Origin of the sequence: Streptomyces sp. NPDC085900, assembly GCF_044540925.1 — a bacterium.
GTDB lineage: Bacteria > Actinomycetota > Actinomycetes > Streptomycetales > Streptomycetaceae > Streptomyces > Streptomyces gilvifuscus.
The window spans coordinates 529,314-546,613 of sequence record NZ_JBITSP010000002.1; the positions used below are offsets into that span (position 1 = coordinate 529,314).

General features: G+C 72.7%; 19 protein-coding genes. 10 read left to right on the plus strand and 9 right to left on the minus strand.

The window, feature by feature from the left end:
* Positions 1–3: 3 nt before the first annotated feature.
* Complete coding sequence (locus ACIGDI_RS07125; protein WP_399891709.1) at positions 4–852, plus strand: ketose-bisphosphate aldolase; 849 nt, start codon at positions 4–6, stop codon at positions 850–852.
* Here ACIGDI_RS07125 and ACIGDI_RS07130 read toward each other — a convergent pair whose 3' ends face one another.
* A complete protein-coding gene (locus tag ACIGDI_RS07130; protein ID WP_399892973.1) occupies positions 853–1,983 on the minus strand; it encodes a methyltransferase in 1,131 nt (376 codons plus the stop codon).
* Between the two features lie 179 nt (positions 1,984–2,162).
* Between ACIGDI_RS07130 and ACIGDI_RS07135 the strand changes: the two genes are divergently transcribed.
* The 5 genes from ACIGDI_RS07135 (at position 2,163) to ACIGDI_RS07155 (ending at position 6,604) form a co-directional block, all read left to right on the plus strand.
* Positions 2,163–3,419, plus strand: a complete 1,257-nt coding sequence (locus ACIGDI_RS07135) for a site-2 protease family protein (RefSeq protein WP_399891712.1) — start codon at positions 2,163–2,165, stop codon at positions 3,417–3,419.
* A gap of 23 nt (positions 3,420–3,442) precedes the next feature.
* Positions 3,443–4,084, plus strand: a complete 642-nt coding sequence (locus ACIGDI_RS07140; protein WP_399891715.1) for an alpha-ketoglutarate-dependent dioxygenase AlkB family protein — start codon at positions 3,443–3,445, stop codon at positions 4,082–4,084.
* A gap of 36 nt (positions 4,085–4,120) precedes the next feature.
* Positions 4,121–5,359, plus strand: a complete 1,239-nt coding sequence (locus tag ACIGDI_RS07145) for an ROK family protein (protein WP_399891718.1) — start codon at positions 4,121–4,123, stop codon at positions 5,357–5,359.
* 61 nt (positions 5,360–5,420) lie between these two features.
* A complete protein-coding gene (locus tag ACIGDI_RS07150; protein ID WP_399891721.1) occupies positions 5,421–5,876 on the plus strand; it encodes an RpiB/LacA/LacB family sugar-phosphate isomerase in 456 nt (151 codons plus the stop codon).
* Positions 5,877–6,076: 200 nt separating this feature from the next.
* Positions 6,077–6,604 carry an SMI1/KNR4 family protein gene (locus tag ACIGDI_RS07155; RefSeq protein ID WP_399891724.1) on the plus strand — a complete coding sequence of 176 codons (528 nt, stop codon included), beginning with the start codon at positions 6,077–6,079 and terminating at the stop codon, positions 6,602–6,604.
* A 7-nt stretch (positions 6,605–6,611) separates the two neighbouring features.
* Here ACIGDI_RS07155 and ACIGDI_RS07160 read toward each other — a convergent pair whose 3' ends face one another.
* The 4 genes from ACIGDI_RS07160 to ACIGDI_RS07175 are packed head-to-tail and all read right to left on the minus strand — an operon-like array spanning position 6,612 to position 9,105.
* The gene (locus ACIGDI_RS07160; protein ID WP_399891727.1) at positions 6,612–7,007 is read right to left on the minus strand and encodes a tautomerase family protein; all 396 of its coding nucleotides are present in this window, start codon (positions 7,005–7,007) and stop codon (positions 6,612–6,614) included.
* Between the two features lie 21 nt (positions 7,008–7,028).
* A complete protein-coding gene (locus tag ACIGDI_RS07165) occupies positions 7,029–7,937 on the minus strand; it encodes a phosphotriesterase (protein WP_399891730.1) in 909 nt (302 codons plus the stop codon).
* Entirely contained in the window at positions 7,934–8,518 is a 585-nt protein-coding gene (locus tag ACIGDI_RS07170) for a DUF4865 family protein (protein WP_399891733.1), read from the minus strand. The genes ACIGDI_RS07165 and ACIGDI_RS07170 overlap by 4 nt, the downstream gene beginning before the upstream one ends.
* 11 nt (positions 8,519–8,529) lie before the next feature.
* Positions 8,530–9,105, minus strand: a complete 576-nt coding sequence (locus ACIGDI_RS07175; protein ID WP_272175020.1) for a TetR/AcrR family transcriptional regulator — start codon at positions 9,103–9,105, stop codon at positions 8,530–8,532.
* Positions 9,106–9,283: 178 nt separating this feature from the next.
* Between ACIGDI_RS07175 and ACIGDI_RS07180 the strand changes: the two genes are divergently transcribed.
* Genes ACIGDI_RS07180 through ACIGDI_RS07190 form a run of 3 tightly spaced genes read left to right on the plus strand, consistent with a single transcriptional unit; the run spans position 9,284 to position 12,875 of the window.
* Positions 9,284–9,571 carry an SHOCT domain-containing protein gene (locus ACIGDI_RS07180; RefSeq protein ID WP_399891737.1) on the plus strand — a complete coding sequence of 96 codons (288 nt, stop codon included), beginning with the start codon at positions 9,284–9,286 and terminating at the stop codon, positions 9,569–9,571.
* Complete coding sequence (locus ACIGDI_RS07185; RefSeq protein ID WP_399891740.1) at positions 9,568–10,317, plus strand: ABC transporter ATP-binding protein; 750 nt, start codon at positions 9,568–9,570, stop codon at positions 10,315–10,317. The genes ACIGDI_RS07180 and ACIGDI_RS07185 overlap by 4 nt, the downstream gene beginning before the upstream one ends.
* The gene (locus ACIGDI_RS07190) at positions 10,314–12,875 is read left to right on the plus strand and encodes an ABC transporter permease (RefSeq protein WP_399891743.1); all 2,562 of its coding nucleotides are present in this window, start codon (positions 10,314–10,316) and stop codon (positions 12,873–12,875) included. The genes ACIGDI_RS07185 and ACIGDI_RS07190 overlap by 4 nt, the downstream gene beginning before the upstream one ends.
* Before the next feature lie 294 nt (positions 12,876–13,169).
* On the opposite strand, the gene ACIGDI_RS07195 is transcribed toward ACIGDI_RS07190, so the two are convergent.
* The gene (locus ACIGDI_RS07195) at positions 13,170–13,700 is read right to left on the minus strand and encodes an ATP-binding protein (RefSeq protein WP_200701648.1); all 531 of its coding nucleotides are present in this window, start codon (positions 13,698–13,700) and stop codon (positions 13,170–13,172) included.
* 216 nt (positions 13,701–13,916) lie between these two features.
* Entirely contained in the window at positions 13,917–14,240 is a 324-nt protein-coding gene (locus ACIGDI_RS07200) for a hypothetical protein (protein ID WP_351564214.1), read from the minus strand.
* A 327-nt stretch (positions 14,241–14,567) separates the two neighbouring features.
* Here ACIGDI_RS07200 and ACIGDI_RS07205 point away from each other — a divergent pair, with 327 nt between their 5' ends.
* Entirely contained in the window at positions 14,568–15,689 is a 1,122-nt protein-coding gene (locus ACIGDI_RS07205) for a PLP-dependent cysteine synthase family protein (RefSeq protein WP_399891747.1), read from the plus strand.
* A 191-nt stretch (positions 15,690–15,880) separates the two neighbouring features.
* Here the strand turns inward: ACIGDI_RS07205 and ACIGDI_RS07210 are convergent, their stop codons facing one another.
* Together ACIGDI_RS07210 and ACIGDI_RS07215 are read right to left on the minus strand one after the other, a co-directional pair.
* Positions 15,881–16,357: an SRPBCC family protein gene (locus ACIGDI_RS07210; RefSeq protein ID WP_399891750.1), complete on the minus strand. Its 477-nt coding sequence runs from the start codon at positions 16,355–16,357 to the stop codon at positions 15,881–15,883.
* Positions 16,358–16,450: 93 nt separating this feature from the next.
* The gene (locus ACIGDI_RS07215; protein ID WP_399891753.1) at positions 16,451–17,269 is read right to left on the minus strand and encodes a DeoR/GlpR family DNA-binding transcription regulator; all 819 of its coding nucleotides are present in this window, start codon (positions 17,267–17,269) and stop codon (positions 16,451–16,453) included.
* Positions 17,270–17,300: the final 31 nt, after the last annotated feature.

A 17,300-nucleotide genomic window follows, 5' to 3' on the forward strand; every position in this document is an offset into this window, starting at 1 on the left:
ACCGTGCCCCTCGTCACCACCGGCGAACTCGTCGCCCGGGCCGCCGCCGCGCACTCCGCCGTCCCGTCCTTCAACATCATCACGCTGGAGCACATCGAGGCCGTCATCGCCGGCGCCGAGACCGCGCAGGCCGCCGTGGTGCTCCAAGTCAGCGAGAACGCGGTCAAGTTCCGCTACGGCAGGCTGCTCCCACTGGCCCGCGCGGCCGTCGCCGCCGCCGAACGCGCCGCGGTGCCCGTGGCCTTGCACCTCGACCACGTCCAGAGCGACGACCTGCTGCGCCAGGCCGTGGACGCCGGTTTCAGCTCGGTCATGTACGACGCGGCCCGCCTGCCCTACGAACGCAACCTCGCCGCGACCCGGGCGGCGGCCGACTGGGCGCACGCCCAAGGCCTTTGGATCGAGGCCGAGTTGGGCCAGGTCGGCGGCAAGGCAGGACAGCCCGCCCTCGACGCCCATGCCCCCGGCGCCCGTACCGACCCCGACCAGGCCCGCGCCTTCGTCGCCGACTCAGGAGTGGACGCCCTCGCCGTCGCCATCGGCAGCACGCACGCCATGACGACCCGCACCGCCACCCTCGACCACACCCTCCTCAAGCGCCTCTCGGCAGCCCTGGACGTGCCCCTCGTGCTGCACGGCTCCTCGGGCGTACCGGACCACGAGCTCGTCGCGGCCGTCGCGGGCGGCATCTCCAAGGTGAACATCGGCACCGCCCTCAACATCGCCATGACGGGCGCGATCCGGGACTTCCTCGCCGCCCACCCCGAGGCGGTCGACTCGCGCAAGTATCTCGGCGTCGGCCGGGAGGCGATGGTGACGACCGTGACCGGCATCATCCGGACACTGACCTGATCACCGCTTGACGGCTTTGAGCACCACGAACTTCGGGTCGCTCGCGACCAGGCGGCTGTTGCCGAACAGCCGCTTGAGCTTGACGTGGTAGCCCAGGTGCCGGTTGCCGACCACCCACAGCTCGCCGCCGGGCCGCAGCACGCGCTTCGCCCCGGTGAACATCCGCCACGCCGTCGCGTCCGTCGTCGCCTGGTGGGAGTGGAACGGCGGATTGTTGAGCACCAGGTCGACACTTCCGGTCGGCACCCCCGCCAGCCCGTCCCCGACCCGGAACTCGGCATGCCCGGGCACCCCGTTCGCCCTGTACGTGGCCTCCGCGGAGGCCACGGCCTGGAACGACTCGTCGACGAACAGCACTTCGGCGTCCGGGTCGGCGACCGCCACGGCCGTCCCGACGACCCCGTTGCCGCACCCGAGGTCCACGACCCGGCGAGCGCCCGGGGCGGGCAGGTGCCGCAGGAAGAACCGGGTGCCGATGTCCAGCCGGTCGGCGCAGAAGACACCCGCGTGGTTGACGACCGTGCGCCCCGAGACCGGACCGATGTCCTCGGGCAGCGTGTAGCTGTACGGCCACGGGTCGGCGGGCCGTTCCAGCGACGGATCGGGCGTGCAGAAGATCAGCCGGGCCTTCTTCACCGCGAGAGAGGTGCGCGTCGGACCGAGGATCCGCTCGAACAGCTCCAGCGTCGAGGTGTGGATCTCCTTCACCATGCCCGTGCCGACGACGACCGTGCCCTCGTGCACGGCGGGCGCCAGCCGCAGCAGCTGGTCCTCCAGCAGGGCGAGGCTCTTCGGCACCCGCACCAGCAGGACGTCGACCCGCTCCGGCGGCGCGTCCTGGGTGGTCAGCAGGCGTACGGCACCGGTCTCGACGCCGTTGCGCGCGAGGTTGAGCCGGGCGGCCTCCTGCGCGAGGAAGGAGTCGGTGATCTGCGTGGGCCGGTGCTCGGCCAGCGCCGTGACCAGCGCGCCCCAGCGATCACCGAGGACCACGACCGTGCCGGACAGCGGGACCTTCTCCTCGGCGAGGTGGGCGAGCAGATACTCGTCGGAGGCGTCCCACGCGCGCAGCCGCTCGCGCGGATCCTCGGGGAAACGGGTCAGCGCGAACTCGCCCCAGGGCGTCGTCATACGGTCGTTCATCGTGCGACCAGGCTAGCGGAGCCGCAGGTCATCCCCGGTCGGGCGGCCCGGCACCCGTCGCCCGCCGAAGCCTCAGCCCCCGCAGGACCGGAGACACGCCCTTGTCATGGGCTCGGCGACCGGATCAGGATGGCGTGACCGAGTCAATACGGGGGGTGTCCGCTCGGGTGACGGAATCGGGCACGCGTCAGCAGAGCACGACGAAGGACGCCGAGGGAACGACGATCACAGTGGGGCCGGCGTCCCGGGTCCGGCTGCACGACCTGACCTGGCGGCCGGACGGCGCCGAGTGGATCGTGGGACGCCGCGAGACACGGACGTTCGTGGCCGTACCGGAAGCCGGCATCAGGGTCATCCGCCTGCTGGAGCGCGGCCTGAGCGTCGGGCAGGCACAGGAACGGGCGCTTGCCGAGACCGGCGAGGAACTCGACGTGGCCGAGTTCGTGCGCGACCTCATCGGCCTGGGATTCGTGGCAGAGGCGGCGGGCCTGCCGGTGGCGACGGAGCCGGTGCGCCCGCCGACCCTGCCCCGGCTGCGACCCGAGCACGTGCGCTTCCTGCTGAGCCCCCCGCTGCCGCTGCTGCCCGCCGCCCTCGTCGCCGCCGCTCTGATCGCCCTGGTCCGGCACCCCGAACTCGTCCCCACCTACCGAAGCCTGCTGTGGAGCGACCGGGGCAGCGTGGTGATCCTCTCCGGTGCATTCGTGGGCTGGTCGATCCTGCTGCTGCACGAACTGGCACACCTCGCCGTGGCCAGGGCCGCGGGTGTCCCGGGCCGGATCGGCTTCGGCACCCGGCTGCAGTTCCTGGTCGCCCAGACGGACATCAGCGGCATCGAACTCGCGCCCCGACGGCACCGGTTGACGGCTTACTTGGCCGGCATCGCGGTCAATCTCGCCGTGGCCGCCTCGGCGTTCCTGCTCCTGCTCGTGACGGCACCCGGGTCGGCCCCGCACCGGCTGCTCGCCGCGACCGTGCTGTGGGCGCTCCTGCCGCTCACCTTCCAGCTCATGGTGTTCATGCGGACGGACGTCTACTTCGTCCTGCAGGACCTGACCGGATGCCGCGACCTGTACGGGGACGGCCGCGCCCACGCCCGGCACCTGGCGGGCCGCCTGCTGCGCAGGCGCGCCCCGGACGCCGACCCCACCCGGGCGCTGCCCCCGGCGGAACGGCGCGCGGTGCGCGTGTACAGCGTGATCCAGGTCGTCGGAACCACCCTCTGCCTGGCCGGACTCGCGCTCTACACCCTGCCGGCGGATCTCCGGCTGATCCTCACGGCGGTGGCCGGTCTGCGCACGGCGCGCACCGGCCTCGACCTCGCCGACGCGCTCCTGACCCTCGGATCACTGCTCGCGGTCCACGTGCTGTGGTTCACCACCCGTCGGCGCGACCGCCGGCGCCGTCGCCGTCGCCGGAGCTGACCGGGTGGAGCAGGATGGCTCGTATGGAAGGCGAGCTGTTCCCCAGGCCCCGGACCGAGGTGTCTCCCGGTGCCGTGCACCTGCCGGACTGGCTCGACGACGGACGGCAGAGCGAGCTGCTGGAGGCCTGCCGTGAGTGGGCGCGACCCCCGGCCGGGCTGCGGACGGTACGGGTACCCGGCGGGGGCACCATGTCCGCCCGCCAGGTCTGCCTCGGCCACCACTGGTACCCGTACGGCTACGCCCCCACGGTCGTCGACGGCGACGGAGCGCCCGTGAAGCCGTTCCCCGAATGGCTCGGCGAGCTGGGACGGCGGGCCGTCGCCGACGCGCTGGGCGCCCCCGCACCGCCGTACGACATCGCACTGATCAATTTCTACGACGGCGACGCCCGAATGGGCATGCACCGCGACAGCGACGAGAGGTCGGACGCGCCGGTGGTGTCCCTGAGCCTCGGCGACACGTGCGCATTCCGCTTCGGCAACACCGAGACCCGCGCCAGGCCCTACACGGACGTGGAACTGCGCAGCGGTGACCTGTTCGTGTTCGGCGGGCCCTCCCGGCTCGCCTACCACGGGGTCCCCCGGGTGTACGCGGGCACCGCGCCGCCGCAGTTGGGGCTGTCCGGACGCCTCAACATCACGCTCCGGGTCAGCGGCCTGTAGGCGGACACGGCTGCGGATCATGGGAGACTCGCCCTCATGAGCGGCAAGGCGGACCCCCGGCCGGCGGGGGAAGGGACCACCTCGAGGGCGCGGCTGGACCGGGGGCGCGGCGCGCTCGGTCCCGCGTTGGAGCTCGTGCACACCGGACGCGCGCCCACCCGGGCCGTGCTCACCGCCGAGCTAGGGGTCACCCGGGCGACGGCGGGGGCGGTCGCGGCCGAACTGGAGGCGCTGGGGCTGATCCGGGTCGACGCCCGGCCCGGCGCGGCGGCCGGCTCGCAGGGGCGGCCCTCGCACCGGCTCGCGGTCGCAGACGACGGGCCGGTCGTGCTCGCCGCGCAGGTCCACGCCGACGGCTTCCGGGCCGCGCTGGTCGGCCTGGGCGGCCGGATCGTGGCCACGGCGCCCGGCTGCGAGACCGTCGACGCCGACCCGGCGAAGGTCCTCGGCTCGGTGGTGGAGGCGGGCACGGACCTGCTGCGCTCCACGGGACGGCGCTGCGTCGGCGCCGGACTCGCCGTGCCGTCCGCGGTCGCCGAACCCGACGGCCTGGCCCTGAACCCCCTGCACCTGGCCTGGCCGGTCGGCGCGCCGGTCCGGCGGATCTTCGCCGAGTGTGTGCGCGCGGCCGGCATCACCGGGCCGGCGTTCGCGGGCAACGACGTCAACCTCGCCGCCCTCGCCGAGCACCGGCACGGCGCCGGCCGCGGTGCCCGTGACCTGCTGTGCGTGGCCACCGGGCACCGGGGCGTCGGCGGCGCCCTGGTCCTCGACGGCCGCCTGCACACCGGCAGTTCGGGCCTGGCACTGGAGGTCGGCCACCTCACCGTCAACCCCGAGGGCCGCCCCTGCCACTGCGGCAGCCGCGGCTGCCTCGACGTCGAGGCCGATCCGCTGGCCCTCCTCACGGCCGCCGGCCTGGACACGGGCCCCGAGGTGTCCCTGCTCAGACAGGCCGACGACCTGGTCCGCGAGCACTACGACGACCCGGCCGTCCGCGCGGCCGCCGAAACGCTCATCGACCGCCTCGGCCTCGGCCTCGCGGGCCTGGTCAACATCCTCAACCCCGACCGCATCATCCTCGGCGGCCTGCACCGCACCCTCCTGGACGCCGACCCCGACCGACTGCGCGCCGTCGTCGCCGAGCGCAGCCTGTGGGGCCAGAGCGGGGGAGTGCCCATCCTGGCCTGCACCCTCGACCACAACAGCCTGGTGGGGGCGGCGGAGTTGGCCTGGCAGCCGGTCCTGGACGACCCGCTGGGAGCGCTCGCCTAGGACGCGAGGACGCCTGGCCGGCGGGGGATGGCTCCGGGCGAGGCGAGCTAGGCTCGTCGGCATGCGGATCTCCGTCTCCTCCGACATGGACGAACCCGTCGCCCGCGCCCTCCTCGCCGAGCTGGGCCGACGCGGCCACGAGGTCACGGCCCACGGCGCGCTCAGCCCCGGCGACGACCCGCAGTGGGCCGCCTGCTCGGAGGCGGCGGCCCGGGAGGTCGCCGCCGGCCGGGCGGACCAGGCGGTCGTGTGCTGCTGGACCGGCACGGGCGCGTCCATCGCCGCGAACAAGGTGGCGGGCGTACGGGCCGCGCTGTGCACGGACGCCTACAGCGCGGACGGCGCCCGCCGCTGGAACGACGCCAACGTCCTCGCACTCAGCCTGCGGCTGACCTCCGAGCCGCTGCTGAAGGAGATCCTGGACGCCTGGTTCGCCGCCGCGGCCAGCGAGGCCACCGAGGACCGCGAGAACATCGCCCGCGTCGACCGGCTCGATCTGGGGAAGACCGCTTCCTGACTCAATCGACACTTCCCGAGCCACCGGCAAGGCTCCACAGGGCCGCCACCAGAGGCCGCCGCAGCTCGGCCCGGCGCACGCACAGCCCATCCGGTGCACGAGGCCCGGGCCGCGGCCGCGAATCTGCGCCCCTCGGTGGACATCTCCGTCGCCCAGGCCGGCCCAGATGCCTTGTCAGTGCCGGCCGCTAGCCTGCGGGCATGATCGAGACAACGGACGACTCCCGCCGCTTCCCGCCGGCGCTGGCCGACGTGGCCCTGGTGGAGTTCGACTACGACGACGGCGAGGGCGTCGACTTCGAGCCGTACGGCGCCTTCGACTCCGCCGAGGAGACCACCGACTGGCTGCGTCACTGGACCGGCAATCACGAACTCGACGGTGACGCCTACCGGGTCTTCGGCCAGGACGGCACCGGCGGTCTGGCCGCCCTGTGGTGCGTACGGCCCGGCCGGCCGCTCGCAGAGCAGCCCGTGGTGTTCTTCGGCTCCGAGGGGGAGCGGGGAGTAGTGGCGGCGAACCTGTCCGACTTCCTGTGGGTCCTCGCCGACGGTCTCGGGCCCCTGGAGATCGTGGACTTCGGGCAGCGCGAGGGCCGGCCGAACCCGGCCCTGACCGCGCTCGCCGAGCGGCACGCCACCACTCCGCGCCGTCCCGCGCGGGAGATCGTGGACGAGGCGCAGGCGGAGTTCCCGTCCTTTTCCGACGACATCGACGCACTGTGCCGCTGATCCCCGTTCAGGAAGGGGGAGTTCCGGTGTACTGCGCGAGCCCGTGACCGAGCGACCAGTCGGCCGACTCGTTCTCGGTCACGGTGACGAACACGTTCCGCGGCTCCGTCCCCGCGTAGGCGTGGGCGAGTTCGGCGATCCGCCGGTACAGCGCCTGCTTGCGTTCGGGCGGGCGCCCCGACCGCATGGTGATCGCGACGTACACGATGCCCTCGTCGCGCGGGACACCCAGGTAGTCGTCGTGGCGCAGGGTGCTGTGCACGCCGTCGTGGCCTGTCAGGACCTGGAAGCGGTCGTTCGGCGGGATGCCGATCGTCTCGACCAGCGCCTCGTGCACGGCCCGGCCGAGCGCGTCCAGGCGTGCCGCGTCGGTCCCCAGCGTGTCGATACGGACGAAGGGCATGCCCGCGTTCCTCCTTCCGGCTCAGCGCCACTGCACGGCGAACGCCCGGCCGGGGTTCTCCGTCAGGACGCGGTCCATCAGCTCCTCGCCCAGCTCCAGCGCCAGCCGGGGCCGGACCCTGCGCAGCAGATACGGCATACCGGGGCCGCCGTCGACCGACCGGGCCCCGGCGATGACGGTGTCCCCGCCGAGCAGCAGCCGATGCCCGAAACCGGCCTCGGCCAACGCCCGCACGGCCTGCGGCATCCGCCAGTCGGTGGCGTGGTGGGCCAGCGACGGGCCGTCGAAGGCGAGATAGGCGCCGGCCTCGGCGGCCTGCCGCTGGACGACCGGGTCGGGGGAGCGGTTGAGGTGCCCGAGGATCACCCGGTGCGGCTCCACGCCGAGCCTGCCGCACAGCAGGTCGAGGACGTCCAGTGCCCCGGTCCCCAGCTCCAGGTGCACGGCGATCGCCGCCCCGGTCGCGTGATGGGCCTCCGCCGCCGCGGTCATCGTCCAGCGGGCGTGCGCGTCCAGCGCGTGGAAGCCGCCCGCCACCTTGATCAGCCCGGCCCGCACCCCCGAGGTGCCGATGCCCTGCGTGAGCTCCGCGACGAACACCTCGGCGAGCCCGCCACGCAGCTCCTCCACCAACTGCGCGCTGTAGTGCGCCGCTTGGTGCAGACCGGTCGCGCACACCACGTGCACCCCCGAAGCCCGGGACAGGTCGGGCAGGTCGGCGGCCCGCCGCCCCATGCCGTACGGCGTCCACTGCACCACGGTGCCGCCGCCCACCGCCCGGAACGCGGCCAGCTCGGCCCGGGCGGCCGCCGCGTCGTTGAGCTCCTGGCCGGGCAACCGGGCACTGCGCAGGAACAGATGGTCGTGCGCGTCGCACACGCCCAGCTCCTCGGGACGCACGTCCCCCAGCACCGTACGGACCGAACTCACCACTGCCGCCCCTCCGTCAGGACTTCACGCCCCGGCGCGGACAGGTGCAGCACCTGGAAGACGTCCCCCTCGGCCTTGGGCGCCCGGTGCTCCCACAGCGAGAAGTGCACCAGCTCCCAGCGGCTCGTGTCCACGGCCGCCGCCGCGAGCACGGCCCCGTCCTCGCCCGCCAGCCGCCCGACCTCGTCCGTCGCCTTCGCCATGACATCGGCCAGCACGACGCCGTCCGGCACGCGCCGACGGCGACGCACCGCGATACGCGCCGTACCCGAGGCGGCCGCGCCCTCCGCGTACGCGAGCCCCGACCACTGGCGCACGGACGGCCGCCCGAAGTCGTCGCTCAGCCCCTGGAACGCCCCTCCCCAGAGGAAGGAGTTCATGCCCTCCATGCTGTTCCACAGGTAGAACGGCGCGTACTGGTTGACCGGCGAGCCGTCCACCCCGCGCTCGCGCAGCAGGTAGGTCTTGAACCCGAGTCCCTCCCAGTCGTCCAGCAGATGCCCGATCCGGGCGACACGGTCGCGGATGACGTTCGTGTCGTAGTCGGCGGGGAGGGTCAGCTCGTACTGCATGGCGTGCATCGGATGCCTCCTCAGGCGGGTCGCGGGGCGAGCAGGGAGAGCAGTCCCCGGACGCCGGCGTCGAAGTCGGCGGGGGAGCCGGAGGCGCGGGCGAGCACATAGCCGCCCTGGACGGTCGCGAGGACGGCCGCGGCGATCTGCTCGCCGTCCAGCGAGGGCGCGAACTGGCCCAGCTCCTTGCCCTCCTCCACGATCCCCGCGATCAGCTCACGGATCGCGTCCAGCGTCTCGTCGACCGGAGCGCGCAGCTCGGCACTGGCGACGACGTCAGGGTCCATCGTCAGCCGGCCCACCGGGCAGCCCCGCAACACGTCGCGCTCGCGCAGCAGATACGCCTCGATGCGCTCGTACGGAGTCCCTGGCCCGCCCAGTACTCCCTCGGCGGTGGCCCGCAGCTCCGCGGCCGTCCGCCGGATCGCCGCCAGCGCCAGGTCGGGCTTCCCCTTGAAGTGGTGGTACATGCTGCCCTGCCCGGCGCCCGCCCGCTCCAGGATCGCCTTGGGGCTCGTGCCCACGTAACCGCGCTCCCACAGCAGCTCGCGCGTCGACTCGACGAGTCGGTCCGAAGTGCTCTCCGAGGTGCTCATGCACGTACTGTACATACTAGTAGTTACAGAAGTCGAGGGTATGAGGGAGCAGCGCACGAGCCCGCCGGTACTCCCCCGGAGGTATCCGCACTGCCGCTGGCCGTACGACGACCAGGGCCCCCTCCCGGCGCCAGTCTCGAGACATCACCACCGACAACCACTCTGGAGATGACCCGAGATGCAGACTTTCGCGGACTGGCACGGTGGCCCCGGCCCCTGGATCCTCTTCTTCCCGCTGATCTGGGCGGCCGTCGTGATCGGCGTCGCCACCTTCCTGCGCCGCACCGTCTGGTGCGGCCGCCGGGGCCCCTGGCGCCCGATGGACGACCCACGCCCCTCCGGCGACTCACCCCTCGCGGTACTCGGCCGCCGCTTCGCCTCGGGCGAGATCGACGAGGACGAGTACTGGCGCCGCCTGTCCGTCCTGGACGAGCAGTTCGGCCGCCCGAAGGGCGGCGCGGCATGACGACCGCGACCACCGTGCGCGCGGCCGCCCGAGTCGCCGACGCCGTGAAGGTGTACGGCCGTGGCGACACCGAGGTGAGGGCCCTGGACGGGGTGAGCGTCGACTTCCCGGCCGGCCGCTTCACCGCGATCATGGGGCCCTCGGGCTCCGGCAAGTCCACTCTGATGCACTGCGCCGCCGGCCTGGACACCCTCACCTCCGGCACCGCCCACATCGGCGACACCGACCTCGGCACACTGGACGACCGCCGCCTCACCCTGCTGCGGCGCGACCGCGTCGGCTTCGTCTTCCAGGCCTTCAACCTCGTCCCGACGCTCACCGTGGCCGAGAACATCACGCTCCCCCTCGACCTCGCGGGCGGCGGACGCGACCAGGACTGGCTCGATGCGCTGATCGACGTCGTCGGCCTGCGCGACCGCCTCCACCACCGCCCCTCCGAACTCTCCGGCGGACAGCAGCAACGCGTCGCCGTGGCAAGGGCGTTCGCCGGACGGCCGGACGTCGTCTTCGCCGACGAACCCACCGGCAACCTCGACTCGCGCGCCGGCGGGGAAGTCCTGGGCCTGCTGGGCCGGGCCGTCCGTCAGACCTCCCGCACGGTCGTCATGGTCACCCACGACCCGGTCGCCGCGGCCCACGCCGACGAGGTCGTCTTCCTCGCCGACGGCCGCCTCGTCGACCGCATGGAAGCCCCGACCGCCGACAGGGTCCTGGACCGCATGAAAGCCTTCGAGGTGCCCGCATGAACGCCGCCGTACGCCTGAGCGCTTCCTCGCTGCGCGCCCACAAACGCCGCTTCGCCGGCACCTTCCTCGCCGTCTTCCTCGGCGTCGCCTTCCTGGCCGGCACCCTCGTCATGGGTGACACGCTGCGCGCCGGCTTCGACACCATGTTCGGCAGGGCGGCCGCCGGCACGGACGCGGTCGTCCGCAGCGCCGACGCCATCACCACCCCCGGCGAGAGCCAGGGCACCCGCCAACCGGTCCCCGCGACCCTCGCGAACACGATCGAGAGGGTGCGGGGCGTCGCGGCCGCCGAACCCGACATCGAGGGCGCCGGCCAACTCGTCGGCAAGGACGGCAAGCCGATCGGCGGCAAGGGCCCGCCCACCCTCGCCGGCAACTGGATCACCGACCCCGAGAACAACCCCTACCGACTCGCCGAAGGCCGCGCCCCGCGGGCGTCCGGCGAAGTGGTGATCAACCGAGGCACCGCGGCCAAGGGCCACCTGAGGATCGGCGACACCACCACCCTGCGCACCCCAGACCCGGTCCGGGTGACCGTCGTGGGCCTCGCGACCTTCGCGGGCGAGGACGGCATGGCCCAGGTCACCTTCACGGGTATGACCCGGGCGGACGCCGAGAAGTACCTCACCGCCCGCCCCGGCGAGGCGGCGAGCATCAAGGTCCGGGCAGATCCCGGCACCACCCAGCGGGAACTGGTCGCCCGCCTGACCCCCGTACTCCCCAAGGGAGTCGAGGCGATCACCGGTCAGGAGTCGGCCCAGGAGAACACGGACATGGTCTCCAGCCAGTTCCTGACCCTCTTCACGACCTTCCTCCTCGTCTTCTCCGGCATCGCCCTCCTCGTCGCGACCTTCTCCATCCACAACACCTTCGCGATCGTCGTGGCCCAACGCACCCGCGAGAACGCCCTGTTGCGTGCCCTGGGCGCCTCCCGCCGCCAGGTCACCGCCACCACCCTCACCGAGGCCACCGCGGTCGCCGTGACAGCGTCCGCCACCGGTCTCGCGGGCGGCATCGGCATGGCGGCCGGCCTGCAAGCCCTCTTCCCGGCGATCGGATTCCCCTTCCCTGACGGCGACTTGGTCATCAAGTCCCTCTCCCTGACGATCCCGCTGGCCGTCGGCATCACCGTCTGTCTGGCCTCCGCCCTCCTGCCCGCCCTACGAGCAGGCCGCATCGCCCCGTTGGCGGCCCTGCGCGAGACGGCCGTCGACACCTCCGCCGCCTCCCGCACCCGAGCCGTCACCGGCACGGCCCTGGCCGCCCTCGCCGCGGCCGCGACCCTCGACGGAGTCCTGGCCTCACCCTCCCTGCCGCTGGCGGGACTTGGCGCCGTACTCGCCCTGGCCGCCTTCATCGTCCTGGGCCCGGTCGCCGCCACCAAGGTCGTACGGATCCTCGGCGCCCCCCTGGACAGACTGCGCGGCGTCACCGGCTCCCTCGCCCGCCGCAACGCCCTGCGCAGTCCAAAGCGGACGGCCGCCACCGCCGGCGCCCTGATGATCGGCGTGGCAGTCGTCTCCTTGTTCACGGTCTTCGCCGCTTCCCTCAAGGCGACCATGGACCAGACCGTCTCCCGCTCCTTCGCGGGCGACGTGGCGGTCAGCACCCCGTCCTTCGGCGCGGGCGGCAGCGGACTGAGCCCCCGCCTGGCCGGCGCGATCGGTCAACTGCCCCAGGTCGACACGGCGGTGGGCCTCGGCCGAGGAGTGGCCGAGGTCGACAGCAAGGGCCGCGCCCTCACCGTCACCGACCCCGTCGCCCTGAAACGCACCTTCGACCTCGGCAGGATCGACGGTTCCCTCGACGGCCTGGGCGCCGACGGCATCGCGATCACCCGCTCCGAGGCCACCCGCCGACACCTCACCACCGGCGACAAGGCGCGGCTCGCCTTCACCGACGGCCAGAGGCAGACCTTCACGGTCCGCGCGGTCTACGGCCGCTCCGAACTCGCCGGCGACTACGTCATCACCCGCGCCGCCTGGGCCCCGCACCGCACCCAGGACTCCGACACGCTCGTCGCCGTCACTTTCAAGCCGGGCGTGAGCACGAAGGCGGGCAAGGCCGCGGTCGAACAGGTCGCCGCCCGTTACGGCGACCCCGCCGTCCAGACCCGCGCGGAGTACGCGCAGTCCTCGGCCGGAGGCATCGACATGATGCTGACCCTGGTCTACGCGCTCCTGGCCCTCGCGGTGCTGATCGCACTGCTGGGCATCGCCAACACCCTCACCCTGGCGATCCACGAGCGCACCCGCGAACTCGGCCTGCTGCGCGCCGTCGGCCAGACCCGCTCCCAACTGCGGGCCATGGTCCGCTGGGAGTCGGTCCTCGTGGCGGCCTTCGGCACGGTGGGAGGCCTGGGCCTGGGCGCCTTCCTGGGCTGGGTCCTGGTCAAGGCCTCGGACGGAGCGAGCGACAGCAGCTTCGCCTTCGCCCTCCCGCCGACCCGCCTGCTGGTCGTGACCCTGGTGGGCCTGACGGCCGGCGCCCTGGCGGGCCTGCGCCCCGCACGTAGAGCAGCACGCCTCGACGTACTACGCGCGATAGCGACGGAGTAGGTGCGGCCCAACGGCAAGTGCCCACCAACGCCCCCTGTACCGACGCGCCGGCCGCGAGGGAGCCGCAGGGGGCGCGTCGGTGTCGAGAGGGCGAACGCGCGGAGGCGCGCAGCGCCGAGCACGTTCGCCCTCTCGACACCGACACAAAGCGCCCCCGGAGGCGACCGAGCAATCCAAAGGGTGAGGGCACTGCAGCAGGTAACCCCAACCGCAGCGCCCGACTCAGCCCCCAACCACAACCCTCAACCACAACCCTCAACCACAACCCCGACCGAACCCCCCATCACCGCCCGGTCAACCGACAACGGCCGACCGGGCGGGAGCGTGTCCGGCCCTGTGCCCGTCCACCGCGTGCTCGGCCTCGACGAAGCGCCGTACGGGTTTCTCGGCCGTACGCCGTGGGCGCCTGCTGGGCGCGGTGACCGTCACGGCGGCGGCGGGCAGCGTGAACCACACGACCTTGCCCGACTCGCCCTCGGGCCGTACCCCCCAGCTCTCGCTCACCGCGGCCACCATGGCGAGCCCACGTCCGCTGGTGGCGGAGGGTTCGACGTCCTGCACCTGGGGGAGGCGCGGGTCGTGGTCGCGCACCGAGACCGTGAGCCGGTCCAGCAGAAGCTCGATCTTGACGGTGCACTGCTTGTCCGGTTGGGCGTGCCGGTGGACGTTGGTCAACAGTTCGGTCACGGCGAGCGCGGCCCGGTCTATGAGGGGATCGAGATGCCAGTAGCGCAACTGCGCTGAAAGGATTCTGCGGACCTGGCCGATCCGCGACGGCAGGGCTTGGAGCTCCACCGTGCAGTGCCTGCTTGGGTGACTGATCACGGCTGCGACTCCCCGACTTGAGGTCCGGAAGAACACGGAGTTCGGATGCAGCAGCGGCCCGGACGGAGATGGTCGGCTGCTGTCGTGCCCGGCGGGCTGGTTCGCAGCGTTATCGCCGGTAAACCCAGAGTGACGTGAGACCAGCGTGACGCAAGGGGCGCGGGACCGCAACTCGCGGTCACCCCGCACGGGCTGTGCGTCATCGGACGGGGCCGGTCAGCCCCCGCGCCCCGCGGCCCTCCGCACGGCTTCGATGAACCGCCGTGCCGCCGGCGGCCCCCCTTCGCCCGGCGCGGGGTCGTGGTCGCCGAGCGTGAGCGTGTAGCGCTTGCCGTTGAGGTCGGCGAGCGCCCGGTCGTCGGCCGCGAACCACGGCTTGGAGGCGCGCACCGCCTGTACCGGCGCGCTGTCGATCTCGCTGCCGTAACTGGTCAGCAGCTGCACTCTGCCGTCCGTGATCCGGACCTGCCCGGCCCGGGTGAGCGAACGCAGCCGCTTCTCGATCCGCACGCCCGTAGCCGTGAACTCCGGCTCCGCCATGCCGTATGCCCCCTCGTACGCGTGGGTGCGCCGGCCCGTGGCTCCTTCGCGGGCTCTGGTCCAGCGCCTTTCGTGATCCAGTGTGCCGCCCCGTTCGGTGCAGTCTGCCCGCACCCGCCGTCGAGCACCAGTGCGTACGGCGCGCTCGCACCAGGCATCCGGAGCACTCGCGCGAATGCGCCCCCACGCCCGCCGGGATCGCGCCCCCAGCTTGTCTTTGGGCTGCTCAAAGTGGTGTTTATGCAGGTGAGGCGGGTGCGGAAGGTGTCTATGATCGGTGTGTCGGCGGCGCGACACGCCGTCGGCGCGAAGTCTAAGGAGCCCGTGGTGAGCACCACTCAGCAAGCACCGACCGGCGAAACCCTCGACGTCGACCACAGTGACGCCGCCTACCGCGACTGGCTGAAAGAAGCCGTACGAAAGGTGCAGGCCGACGCCAACCGCTCGGCCGACACCCACCTCCTGCGCTTCCCGCTGCCCGAGAAGTGGGGCATCGACCTGTACCTCAAGGACGAGTCGACCCACCCGACCGGCAGCCTCAAGCACCGGCTCGCCCGCTCGCTCTTCCTCTACGGCCTGTGCAACGGCTGGATCCGGCCGGGCCGCCCGGTGATCGAGGCGTCCAGCGGCTCGACGGCCGTGTCGGAGGCGTACTTCGCGAAGCTGATCGGTGTGCCCTTCATCGCCGTCATGCCGCGCACGACGAGCGCCGAGAAGTGTCGACTGATCGAGTTCCACGGCGGGCAGTGCCACTTCGTGGACGACTCGCGGAAGATGTACGAGGAGTCGGCCCGTCTGGCTGCGGAGACGGGCGGCCACTACATGGACCAGTTCACCTACGCCGAACGGGCCACCGACTGGCGCGGCAACAACAACATCGCCGAATCCATCTTCCGTCAGCTGGAGTTGGAGCGGTTCCCGGAGCCCGCGTGGATCGTCGCGACGGCCGGCACCGGCGGCACCTCGGCGACCCTCGCCCGCTACGTGCACTACATGCAGTACGACACCCGCATCTGCGTCGCCGACCCGGAGAACTCCTGCTTCTTCGACGGCTGGACCACCGGCGATCCGGACGTCACCTGCGACTGCGGCTCCCGCATCGAGGGCATCGGCCGACCCCGTATGGAACCGAGCTTCGTCCCCGGCGCGATCGACCGGATGATGAAGGTTCCGGACGCCGCGAGCGTGGCCGCCGTGCGGGCCCTGGAGCGGGCCATCGGCCGCAAGGCGGGGGGTTCGACGGGCACCGGGCTGTGGAGCGCGCTGAAGATCGTCGCGGAGATGGTGGCCGTGGGGCGGCGGGGGAGCGTGGTGACCCTGCTGTGCGACCCGGGCGACCGCTACCTCGACAAGTACTACTCGGACGCGTGGCTGGCTGGGCAGGGCCTCGACATCGCGCCGTACACCACGGCGATCGACTCGCTGCTGGCGACGGGCGTGTGGCGCTGAGCAGCCACGGCCCGCACACGGGGGCGATCGAGTCACTGCCGGCGAGGTCGGACGATCACACGCCACTACCGACGTCAGGCGCCCCGCGCCAAGCGGTTACCTGCGCACCCCGCCCGGCATCAGGCGCCCCGCGCCAAGCGGCTTCCCCCGCCCCGCTCCCGGCATCAGGCGCCCCACCCCGACCCGCGCTCCTACCCCCGCTCCGACAGCCGCCGATCCAGCGACGTCACCGCGTCCCGGAAGGCCCGGCCGAGCCCGGGGCGTGCCGCCTTCATGACCCACCGGAACGGCGCCGTCCCGTCCGCGCCGAAGGTCCACTGCACGCGCGTGCCGGTTCCGGCCGGGATCAGTCGCCACTCCTCGGCGAGGGCTCGGGCGCCCGGCGCGTTGGTCACGTCGACCCGGTAGGCGTACAGCTCCGGCTCCTTGGCCGCGATGACCGTCTCCTGGAAGCGTCCGCCGCCCTTGAGCCGGATGTCGCGCCCGGCGCCGTCGTCGGTCGACCGGGCGTGCGTCACGGCGGCGAACCACTCCGCCCAGCCCGGCACGTCGTCGTTGAGGGCGTGGAAGACCGCCTCGGGAGCCGCGGAGATCTCCTGTGCGAAGACCAGCCGCACCGGGGCGGTAGCGATGAAGTCGAGCCCGACAGGGCGCAGACGGTTGGCCATGGACGCGAACCCCCGTGACGGGTAAGGGTGGTTGACCGGGGCGACGTCACGATAACTGGCGCCCCGTCAGATGTCAGCACCACCTGACCGGGGTCAGTCCTCCGGCTCGCCGGCCACCACCAGCCGCCGCAGGTGATCGGCGATCTCCTCGCGGGCCTCGCCCGGCAGTCCCGCATCCGTCACCAGCGTGTCGACCTGTTCCAGCGCCGCGAACGAACTCAGGCCCACCACACCCCACTTGGTGTGGTCGGCGACCACCACGACCCGCCGCGCGGACTGCACCAGGCGGCGGTTGGTCTCGGCCTCCGCGAGGTTCGGCGTCGACAGGCCGGCCTCGACCGATATGCCGTGCACACCGAGGAAGAGCACGTCGAAGTGGAGCGCCGCGATCGCCTGGTCGGCGACCGGCCCCACCAGCGAGTCGGACGGGGTGCGGACCCCGCCGGTCAGTACCACGGTCGCCGCGCCCTGCCGGGGTCCGGAGCTGCGCTGCGCCGCGTGGAAGACGTCGGCGACCCGCACCGAGTTGGTCACCACGGTCAGATCGGGCACGTCGACCAGCTGGTGGGCCAGCGCGTACGTCGTCGTACCGCCCGACAGCGCGATCGCGCTGCCCGGTGCGACCAGCTCGGCCGCCGAACGCGCGATGTCCTCCTTGGCCGTCAGCTCCAGACCCGACTTGGCCTCGAAACCCGGCTCGTGGGTGCTCGCCTCGACCACGGGCACCGCGCCGCCGTGCACCTTCTCCAGCACGCCCTGCCGGGCCAGCGCGTCCAGATCGCGGCGCACGGTCATGTCCGACACGCCGAGCTTGCGCGTCAGCTCGTTCACACGGACCCCGCCCCGGCGCCGCACCTCGTCCAGGATCAGGGCGCGCCGCTGCTCCGCGAGGAGGTTCTGATTCTCACTCACGTACGCTCCGGTCCTTTCGCCACATGCAGTC

Coding starts and splice junctions, on each gene's coding strand:
- ACIGDI_RS07130 (WP_399892973.1), bottom strand. CDS start 1,983: ATGACGACGCCCTGGGGCGAGTTCGCGCTGACCCGTTTCCCCGAGGAT.
- ACIGDI_RS07140 (WP_399891715.1), top strand. CDS start 3,443: ATGGAAGGCGAGCTGTTCCCCAGGCCCCGGACCGAGGTGTCTCCCGGT.
- ACIGDI_RS07145 (WP_399891718.1), top strand. CDS start 4,121: ATGAGCGGCAAGGCGGACCCCCGGCCGGCGGGGGAAGGGACCACCTCG.
- ACIGDI_RS07150 (WP_399891721.1), top strand. CDS start 5,421: ATGCGGATCTCCGTCTCCTCCGACATGGACGAACCCGTCGCCCGCGCC.
- ACIGDI_RS07155 (WP_399891724.1), top strand. CDS start 6,077: ATGATCGAGACAACGGACGACTCCCGCCGCTTCCCGCCGGCGCTGGCC.
- ACIGDI_RS07160 (WP_399891727.1), bottom strand. CDS start 7,007: ATGCCCTTCGTCCGTATCGACACGCTGGGGACCGACGCGGCACGCCTG.
- ACIGDI_RS07170 (WP_399891733.1), bottom strand. CDS start 8,518: ATGCACGCCATGCAGTACGAGCTGACCCTCCCCGCCGACTACGACACG.
- ACIGDI_RS07175 (WP_272175020.1), bottom strand. CDS start 9,105: ATGAGCACCTCGGAGAGCACTTCGGACCGACTCGTCGAGTCGACGCGC.
- ACIGDI_RS07180 (WP_399891737.1), top strand. CDS start 9,284: ATGCAGACTTTCGCGGACTGGCACGGTGGCCCCGGCCCCTGGATCCTC.
- ACIGDI_RS07185 (WP_399891740.1), top strand. CDS start 9,568: ATGACGACCGCGACCACCGTGCGCGCGGCCGCCCGAGTCGCCGACGCC.
- ACIGDI_RS07190 (WP_399891743.1), top strand. CDS start 10,314: ATGAACGCCGCCGTACGCCTGAGCGCTTCCTCGCTGCGCGCCCACAAA.
- ACIGDI_RS07200 (WP_351564214.1), bottom strand. CDS start 14,240: ATGGCGGAGCCGGAGTTCACGGCTACGGGCGTGCGGATCGAGAAGCGG.
- ACIGDI_RS07210 (WP_399891750.1), bottom strand. CDS start 16,357: ATGGCCAACCGTCTGCGCCCTGTCGGGCTCGACTTCATCGCTACCGCC.